Source organism: Bacillus sp. FSL R9-9492 (genome assembly GCF_038007365.1).
Taxonomy (GTDB): domain Bacteria; phylum Bacillota; class Bacilli; order Bacillales; family Bacillaceae_G; genus Bacillus_A; species Bacillus_A mycoides.
In genome coordinates, this window is record NZ_JBBOXC010000004.1 from 1 (window position 1) to 8,211 (window position 8,211).

Annotated in this window: 10 protein-coding genes; 5 read left to right on the forward strand and 5 right to left on the reverse strand. The window is 32.2% G+C overall.

All coding sequences use genetic code 11. From position 1 onward, the window contains the following. The first annotated feature begins 69 nt into the window (after positions 1-69). A complete protein-coding gene (locus tag MKY70_RS30675) occupies positions 70-1,305 on the forward strand; it encodes a plasmid recombination protein (protein ID WP_341027091.1) in 1,236 nt (411 codons plus the stop codon). A 261-nt stretch (positions 1,306-1,566) separates the two neighbouring features. Continuing rightward, a complete protein-coding gene (locus tag MKY70_RS30680) occupies positions 1,567-2,217 on the forward strand; it encodes a MarR family transcriptional regulator (RefSeq protein WP_002035308.1) in 651 nt (216 codons plus the stop codon). Positions 2,218-2,462: 245 nt separating this feature from the next. Here the strand turns inward: MKY70_RS30680 and MKY70_RS30685 are convergent, their stop codons facing one another. The 3 genes from MKY70_RS30685 to MKY70_RS30695 form a co-directional block, all read right to left on the reverse strand. Next, positions 2,463-2,606: a hypothetical protein gene (locus MKY70_RS30685; RefSeq protein ID WP_341074747.1), complete on the reverse strand. Its 144-nt coding sequence runs from the start codon at positions 2,604-2,606 to the stop codon at positions 2,463-2,465. 87 nt (positions 2,607-2,693) lie between these two features. Further along, positions 2,694-3,302 (reverse strand): hypothetical protein, encoded by a 609-nt coding sequence (locus MKY70_RS30690; protein ID WP_341027112.1) that lies wholly within the window; start codon positions 3,300-3,302, stop codon positions 2,694-2,696. 214 nt (positions 3,303-3,516) lie between these two features. Beyond that, a complete protein-coding gene (locus tag MKY70_RS30695; protein ID WP_088044848.1) occupies positions 3,517-3,774 on the reverse strand; it encodes a hypothetical protein in 258 nt (85 codons plus the stop codon). 798 nt (positions 3,775-4,572) lie between these two features. Between MKY70_RS30695 and MKY70_RS30700 the strand changes: the two genes are divergently transcribed. From MKY70_RS30700 to MKY70_RS30710, 3 genes are all read left to right on the forward strand, one after another. Then, positions 4,573-4,773: a cold-shock protein gene (locus MKY70_RS30700; RefSeq protein ID WP_002130770.1), complete on the forward strand. Its 201-nt coding sequence runs from the start codon at positions 4,573-4,575 to the stop codon at positions 4,771-4,773. Between the two features lie 99 nt (positions 4,774-4,872). Then, on the forward strand, positions 4,873-5,055 hold the full coding sequence (locus tag MKY70_RS30705) for a hypothetical protein (protein WP_341027107.1): 183 nt from the start codon (positions 4,873-4,875) through the stop codon (positions 5,053-5,055). A gap of 359 nt (positions 5,056-5,414) precedes the next feature. Continuing rightward, positions 5,415-6,023, forward strand: a complete 609-nt coding sequence (locus MKY70_RS30710; protein ID WP_341027101.1) for a hypothetical protein — start codon at positions 5,415-5,417, stop codon at positions 6,021-6,023. 364 nt (positions 6,024-6,387) lie between these two features. Here the strand turns inward: MKY70_RS30710 and MKY70_RS30715 are convergent, their stop codons facing one another. Both MKY70_RS30715 and MKY70_RS30720 read right to left on the reverse strand, forming a co-directional pair. Then, positions 6,388-6,960 carry a tyrosine-type recombinase/integrase gene (locus tag MKY70_RS30715; protein ID WP_341027099.1) on the reverse strand — a complete coding sequence of 191 codons (573 nt, stop codon included), beginning with the start codon at positions 6,958-6,960 and terminating at the stop codon, positions 6,388-6,390. A 430-nt stretch (positions 6,961-7,390) separates the two neighbouring features. Further along, on the reverse strand, positions 7,391-7,777 hold the full coding sequence (locus tag MKY70_RS30720; RefSeq protein ID WP_328025268.1) for a spore coat protein: 387 nt from the start codon (positions 7,775-7,777) through the stop codon (positions 7,391-7,393). Positions 7,778-8,211: the final 434 nt, after the last annotated feature.

Below are 8,211 nucleotides of genomic sequence, written 5' to 3' on the forward strand. Positions count from 1 at the left end.
AATTGACACAATTTCGTCGCCTTGCTAGACTTATTGTATCAATTAATCTAGGGGAAGTGGTGGCACTTTATGTTGTTCTCTATCTCATTTAATCAATCTCACCAAAGTTCATTAAGCCATAATAACAGAGAAAACATTTATGGGAATCCTGGTATTGATCCATCCAGGTTAAACGAGAATATCTACTTTGTTCAAAAGGATATCCGAGGTGTATACAAGGATGTCTTTCAAGAAGCGGTGGACAAGTATAATGAGAAGCAAAAACGCAATGACCGTAAGATTCAGGACTACTATGACAAAATACATAAAAATGAAAAGACACATGAGCAACGAGAATTGGTTGTAGCGGTTGGAGAGGGTAAAGATGACCCAAAGTATAGGCAAGCTAAAAAAGAAGCGTTAAAACAGTATGCAGAGGCGTTTCAAGAGAGAAATCTAAATCTAGCAGTCTATAACATGGTTTTACATGATGATGAAGCAAATCCGCATTTACATATTAACTATGTACCGAATTTCGAAAGTAGTCGAGGATTAACGAGGCGTGTCGGAATGGATAGAGCCTTGCAACAACAAGGCGTACAAGGAAAAGGGACGGAGCTAATTGCGAATTGGAGACAATTAGAAACGGTTTATATTGAATCTTTGGCTAAAGAACACATTCCAGAATTTGAACGAGCGAATATAGGTTCACATAAGTATATGAAAGTCCGTCAATACAAGGAATATGCCGAGGCAGTTTCTAACATAGAGAATCAAATTACCGAGATAAGCAAACGATTACCTAATAACAAAATTACGTTAAAGACAAAAAAGAAAGAGATCAAAACGGAGGTAAAACCAAAATTAATTGGTAAACCTGAAATCATTGAAAAAGAAACAGAGAATTATGTTCTTTCTCCAAAGCAACTCGAAAAAGTAGAGGAATTGATAACTGCAGCGGTCACTGTAAAAAAAGATTATGAGCGTTTGCAGAATACGGATTTGGTAAAAGAAAATAAGGAATTGAATCGTCAAGTTGATAGTTTGTATGACTCTTTAAAAGAATCCCAAAAGATAAATTTAAAGTTAAAAGAGGAGAATAGAAAATTAAATACTGAAATAGGCTCATTAAAAACTCATATAAAGGATTTGAAGGAAAATATAAGAGTTTTGTATCAACAGACGAAAAAAGCTTTTAAAGAGAAATTTAAGGTGTTTAGAGGGATTATTAAAAATGAATTGGATAGCAAGGGAATAGATAATCAATTTGAACGTGAACATAAGAGAGAAATAAGCAAACATCGGGATTTTGATAGGGAAAGATAGGATTGATAATTATGAAAGCATTGAATTGTATGAGTTTGAAGAAGAAAAAGAGGATTGAATGTTGTGTTTTTGCAAGAGATGGAAAGCTTTAACAAGGTGTTTCATGTTATTATAGAGAAAGACGTATAAACGAGAAAAACCGCTCTAGCTTTGGTCGGCGAGACGGTTTTTCGTAATAAGGTTGGAATCAACCAATATATATTCTATATACATTCTAACATATAAAAGTTGATTCCTTCCACTAAGGGAGAGAATTATTTTATGACAAAAGTTGTAGATTTTGGACAAGCTGAAAAAAAAGCGAAAATAAGAGATCGTAAGATTGATAGTATTTATGACCAGTTGCTAGCAGGTGGCTACTCAGAAGAAGAGAAAGCAATGCTTTTGCAGTTGTTAAGTAAGGCGACTGGTGGGGAAGAATATTTCATTGGTAAAAAGAAAAAGCCTACGGATAGGGTGAAGTTTGTGCAAATGATTACGGATAATTATAATTACTTAGCAAAAATAAACTATCTTACAAATGCTGAAAAGGCTTTTTTAATGGATTTAGTACCTTATGTAGAATTTAAAACTAATATTCTTGTAGAACGAGCAAATGAAGAAAATGAATTTGATTCAGATAATGCTACTCCTAGTTATTTAGCAAAAGAATTAAAGAGAGATCGTTCAAGGGTTTCAATGATGATGAATTCTTTAATGGAAAAAGGAGTATTGGCGGTTGCGGAATCTGGAATGACAACAGAAGATGGACGTATTTGTACGAGTCGTACATGGTTTATAAATCCTAATATTATGTGTTGTTCTCCAAAAGATGGAGTAGACAAAGCTACACAAAGAATTTTTAAGAAGTCTCTTAAAAATTTTGTTGCTGAAGATGGCAAAAAACATAAATTACCAGTTTATTTATTTTAGGAATGAGAAAAAAAGATGTCATTGACATCTTTTTTTTTGTGTGTTTTTCCTTTTTTTAGGTGTTGCTTTTTTGCAACACAGGTGTTGCTTTTTTGCAACACCCTATACCTTATAAAGCCTTGATATTACTGGGTTTTGTTACTTTGCTCTTCTCACTCTTATATATAGGGCTAAAAGTTCCGTAAGGAACAGGTAGTATTTTCTTTCGCTTTGCTTCAGAAAATCTCCACCTTTTTCGCTTTGCTTCATCCTTGCAAAACTTTTTTCGGCTCGTGTGCTTTTTTCGCCAAGCCGACAGACAAAAAGCAAAGCAATGGTTCTCGACTTGGACAAGCAAGTATACGAGCCGAACCGCCTAGATCATTCGTCCCAAGATAGTTCTTATTCAAAAAATAGATACGTAATACGTGGGGTTTCGCCCCCACACGACGAGCCAGTCCTCTAGCCAAAAAGCAAACTTCAAATCTTAAATCCGTTTACATTATTTTTTTAAGAAAGTTTCCTGTATCACTAATTGCTTGAATGGAGTTAATTTTAATATTAATTTTATTTGGAGATTTTATAATTTTATTAGTTGAATTATCTTTTACTTGTACATTTGGCCCAATAATAGTAATTGATTCTTTATCAATATTCATTATAAAACCTTTAATATGAATTTGTTCTAAAAATACTATGATGCGTAAATGAATTAATTGATAACCATGTAAAAGTTTTTGTATTTCATTTGTAACGTCTGTAATATTTTTAGACGTATCGATTTGATATTTAGATATTTCTTTACTAAATATTGATTGCGAACTATTTTGTTTTATTTTGAATTTTTTTGATTCGGTTTGAGGTGCGGAGGGTTTTGGGAATTTTAATAAGACAGTAGACTTGTTTTGTGCTTTTGATGGAGTATGAGCTGTTTCTGGTGAAACCACAGGATTTTCTTGTGCTTTTAGTGGAGTATGAGCTGTTTTTGATGAAACCGCAGGATTTTTTTGTGATCTTGGTGGAGTATAAAAAGGGATAGGATTTATATTAAACAATTTGAATTTAGGTTGTTTAATATTTTTTTGATTTGAACAAAACTGACACACCTAAACACCTCCTATAAAGGGTTGTATTATATAGTAAACATATTATGTAAAAGAGTGATAATAAAAAAGATACTAAACAAGCCAAAATTTTTTCCTATACAATTGATTTTTAACATGATACTTTAGGCTAATTCATACCAATTAAATTTTTGTGAAATGAAATAAAAAATGCAATGGGATTATAAATACCCATTGCATTTTTTGACTTTATTTATTACGCTCCTTGGTCATCACTAACTGATAAAATTGAACTGATTTTAACACTAATTTGGTTTGGATTTTCAAGGTCTTCACCATTAGCATTACTTTCTACTTCAACTTCATCACCATTACCACGAAGAGTAACAAATTCATCTCCAACTCGAGTGATAAGACCCTCTACATGGAATGATGGTAAAAATAATACGACTCTTGCTCCAACTAATTGAAATGCACGTAACAAAGTACGGATTTCATCATGATGTTCTGGCATTTATATCTTCCTTTCCTATTAAATTAAAAAAGTAGAAAAAGAGTTTTTAAAAATAACTCTCTAACTACTTCTCAAGATAGGATATGTTGAGGAGTATTAATTGTAATAGACAAATTGGTAATTAATTTTTAATACTATGAAATTTTACTAGGGTTCAATTGTCTCTATAGTAAGAAGTACTTAAAGGGTTATTTGCCCTTAAAATTTTAGTTGTTCTAGTGTTTAAGTAGGAGTTTGTCGCTATTTTGCTAATTTCAAATGATAAATAGGCTTTTAATTAATCTATCATTTTTAATTCCTAAACTTAAAAATGATAGATTAATTAAAAGTTATAGAAAAATCTTTATGAATAAATATTTAGAGTAAGTTAACATAAAGTCCTATTATAGGGATTTAATGTATTTAGAAGACTATTAAAAGTCCTCCAGATTGTTTAACTGGGGGACTTTCTTGTTCACATAATTATCGTTATCAGAAGTAAAATTCAACTCGAAAATAGCTAATTTTATCAGTTGTTGAATGTCTGAAAAAAATCAAACTAATGATATTGTAGAGATCCTTTGGCAACTTCTTGCTGTGATGACTATCATAGTGACTTTTTCTCCAGCAACCACTATTAGTGGCTAATTACCATAAGGACTTATTTTTGAAATTTGCTATTTTTTAGAAAGTATGTTAATTTAAGAAAGACCTATTTTTGTTCGGTTTGAGATTAAGAATAAATTTTGTTTTTCGTCTAAGGTATTTGAGCAAGGGTAGTAAGATATGTGTGGGTATCCACACTAGGAGGCAACAATTATGGAACAAGGTAAAGTAAAATGGTTTAATGCAGACAAAGGTTTTGGATTCATCGAGCGTGAAGGTGGAGAAGACGTATTCGTACATTTCTCAGCTATCCAAATCGACGGTTACAAATCTTTAGACGAAGGACAAAGTGTAACGTTTGAAGTAGAAAAAGGACAACGTGGCCCACAAGCTACTAATGTTCAAAAAGCTTAATATTAGCTGATGAAAGACCCTCTTGTAGGGTCTTTTTTTATTTTGTTATAATATTCCGGATACAACTTTTTCAAGGGGATCTGGGGTGCTTAACTTTTAATGAAAAAGAAGATGTTAGAAATCATAATTTTAGCATTATGGGCTTTTTCTTTTAGTTATCTTGCAATTATATTAAGAATACCAAAAAATGGATTATATATAGTCGTAGGATTTCCAATCTTATTTGTTGGTGGACTTTTGATTGTGCATCTATTTCAAAATAAGAATGAAAATGGAAAATAACTTTGTTTGATTGTATATCTTATACACGTCTAGTTAACATAACGTCCCATTATCGGTAGCAAGGAAAACGAACAAACCTTTGATAAAATTAGGTTTGTTCGTTTAATTTTTGTATCGTGTTATGCATGATTTTATACATTGTGGAAATACTAAGTTTTTTCAGGTTTACGAATATCCTGTATTAGTACAAAAAAATGTATAAAATCTTGTATAAAAAAGATAGTTGATTTACTGTGTTCTACTCCGGCCAATTTTAAAATCAAAGGGAATCCTCTTAAATTCTCGAATTAATCATTGAAGAGCGGGTGAACGAGCGCCCACAAGAAAATTTATGATATTCTAAAGAGTGAGGTGATAGCTTGAAAGAATATGAATATGTCTTGTTAAATAAAGAAATGAGTGAACGATTAAATATTGGGGTAAGTACTTTAAGAAAGTGGGCTGCCGCGCTAGAAAAGAACGGATATTATTGGGAAAAAAATGATGATGGTACTCGCTATTATACTCACTATGATCAAGATACACTTATACTATTTAAAAGTTTAGTACAAGAGCAAAAATTCAACTTAGAACAAGCTGCAAAAGTTATTATATCTAAGCGTGAAGGAAACCGCTCTTCATCAAGAACGGGGGACGCTCTCCAAGAAATACAACAAGAATTTAAAAGCGAAACCCACTCTTCTAGCCGTTCTCTAACTTCTATGACAAATGAATCTATACAAAGTTTAATAGATTATATAAAAGAGCAAGACAAACTTAATAGACACCTATTAGAAAAAATTGAAGAGATGGAGAAGGAACGAAAAAGTGATAGAGAAATTCTAGAACGTATGGAACATCAACTTACTCGACAAGAAAACCGAGCAAATGAAAGAGATAAAATGTTGATGGAAAATATACGAAGTATTCAACAGCTTGCCATTACAAAACAAAAAAATTCTTTTTGGAATCGTTTATTTAATAAATAAACAAAAAGGCTCACTTCTATATAACAAGGAGTGAGTTTTTTTGTTTGCTACTGATAAGTGGGATTATGGTTAATTGACAGGATATAGAATATATAATTGGGTGATAATACATAGTAAAATAAATACAGAGGCTACAATAGACAAAATGCTATCATTATGATTCTTTTTCCAATCATTTATGGATGTATATATTGTTAGAGTAAAAATAATAAGTAAGAGTATCAGAGAATGAATTAGTGAAATGGTAGCTATAAGCCAAAAAATAATGGAGATTATGAAAAATAAAATTAAAGTAATAAGTATCTTTTTTCTTTTCTTGTTCATATATGTGTACTCCTTAATAAATTATAAATATATTAGTTAATTAAATTTGAAACATATCAAGAATATTATCTTTTTCTTCTTTATTGATTCCAATATATTTGAGTGTAACTTGTGGTGTGCTGTGATTCAATATTTCTTGCAACATGGCTACATCTTTTGTTTGTTTATAGAACCAATAACCGAAGGTTTTGCGCATGGTATGAGTACCAATGGATTCTACACCGGCAAAATCTCCGGCTTTTTGCAATTGTCGATAAGCCTGGATTTTACTAATGGGTTGCTCTCCTTTTCGAGAAGGGAATAACCAGGTACTTTCTAGTGTTTGGGCATAAGAGTATACTTCATCAAAAATAGAGGTAAGATTAATCATGCGTTCTTTCTTCGTTTTTCCCTCTTTGATCTTGAATTCTTTTCTCTTTTTTCGTTTTAGTTTTATTATGGTTTGTGTTTCGAGTTGGAGTAGATCACTCACGCGTAGTCCGGTATGAATTCCAACAAGAAAGAGAATATAGTCTCTTTCGGAACAATGACGTTTAAGAGCCCATTTCATATCTTCAATTTGTTCTTTGCTACGGATGGGTTGGACATCAATGAGATGTGGTTTTTTGTTCATGGATTTTCGACCTCTTTATTTATAGTATTTTGAATGTATACTTTTGATGCGTATTTTGAGGATATCAGAGGATTTGGTGTGAAGTCAACGTTTTAGGGGATTTGAATGTAAACTAATATTGAAAAGTTTACATTCGATAATAAATCAAAAAAGAGTCTTAATTATTTAGGATTCTTTTTTGATTTATTAAAGACTTTTGCCAAGCCCAACAGACTAAAAACAAGGGTGAATACACTTAAAACGCTAATAATTAAAAAACTTTTTTATATAACGAATTGCCCCCCCATAGAAAACTACGAAGGGCCAATTTTTTCAAAGAGTATTCAAGAAAATTGGTTATATCTTATTTAGAATAATTATTTAAAAAACGAAGAGATGATGTTTTTAAACAAAATTATTGGATTTATAGGTTTTCGTTCTAACCAATTTATTAAATGAAATTTTGAGGTACACATTCACGAACACCAGAATTTTTCAATGAGTTAAATAAAGCTGCACTGATGATTAATATAACATTTTCATCAGTTCCATCTTCTAAATCATAGATTGCCCAGTATGAATTATCGACTGTAAAAACACATTTTCGTTCTAATTTAAATCCAGGTTGTAAAGTTGGAAGTGTAGCAACTGGTACAACTACAGGTGTATCTCCTTCATCTCTGATAAAATCGAAAGTTTGCTCGTCAATTTCGTAGATATTAACCGGATCAATTTCTACACCTTTATCTGGAATTGTAATTTCATCTTCAACTAATAAGAAAAAGCGTTCGTTTCGAAAATTGAAAAGAGATCTTGCTCCAATTTCAAATGATGCCATTTTATATTCGCCTCCTTAGCAACTTTTTCATAGATTTAAAGTCGCTTTTACATAGTATGTTAGATTAATAGATTTGGTTAAAGCATGTACCTTTATAAATTGAATTTAGGTAGAAGCCGATGTGTATGTTGGTCAATCAAAACGGACCTAGTGAAGCGAAGGGAGTATTTGACTTGACCAACTGGACTACACCCGAACCCTCTTGGCACTGAACAAACTACCGTTTGTTCCTGCCAACCGGCGAGGGAGCCCCTCAAGGATTGAGGGGTTGGGGAGTTGGATAGAGGGGGTCTGGGGAAGAGTTCCCCAGTGGGTTTGGGCAAAGCCCAAGGTTTGTTTTTGCCATGCTAAGCATGGCTCGGCAACGCCGAAAAGCGTCGCAGACCCCTATCGATTTTGATACGTTAGTGTCAAAATAAGTATAGGGTTACGTC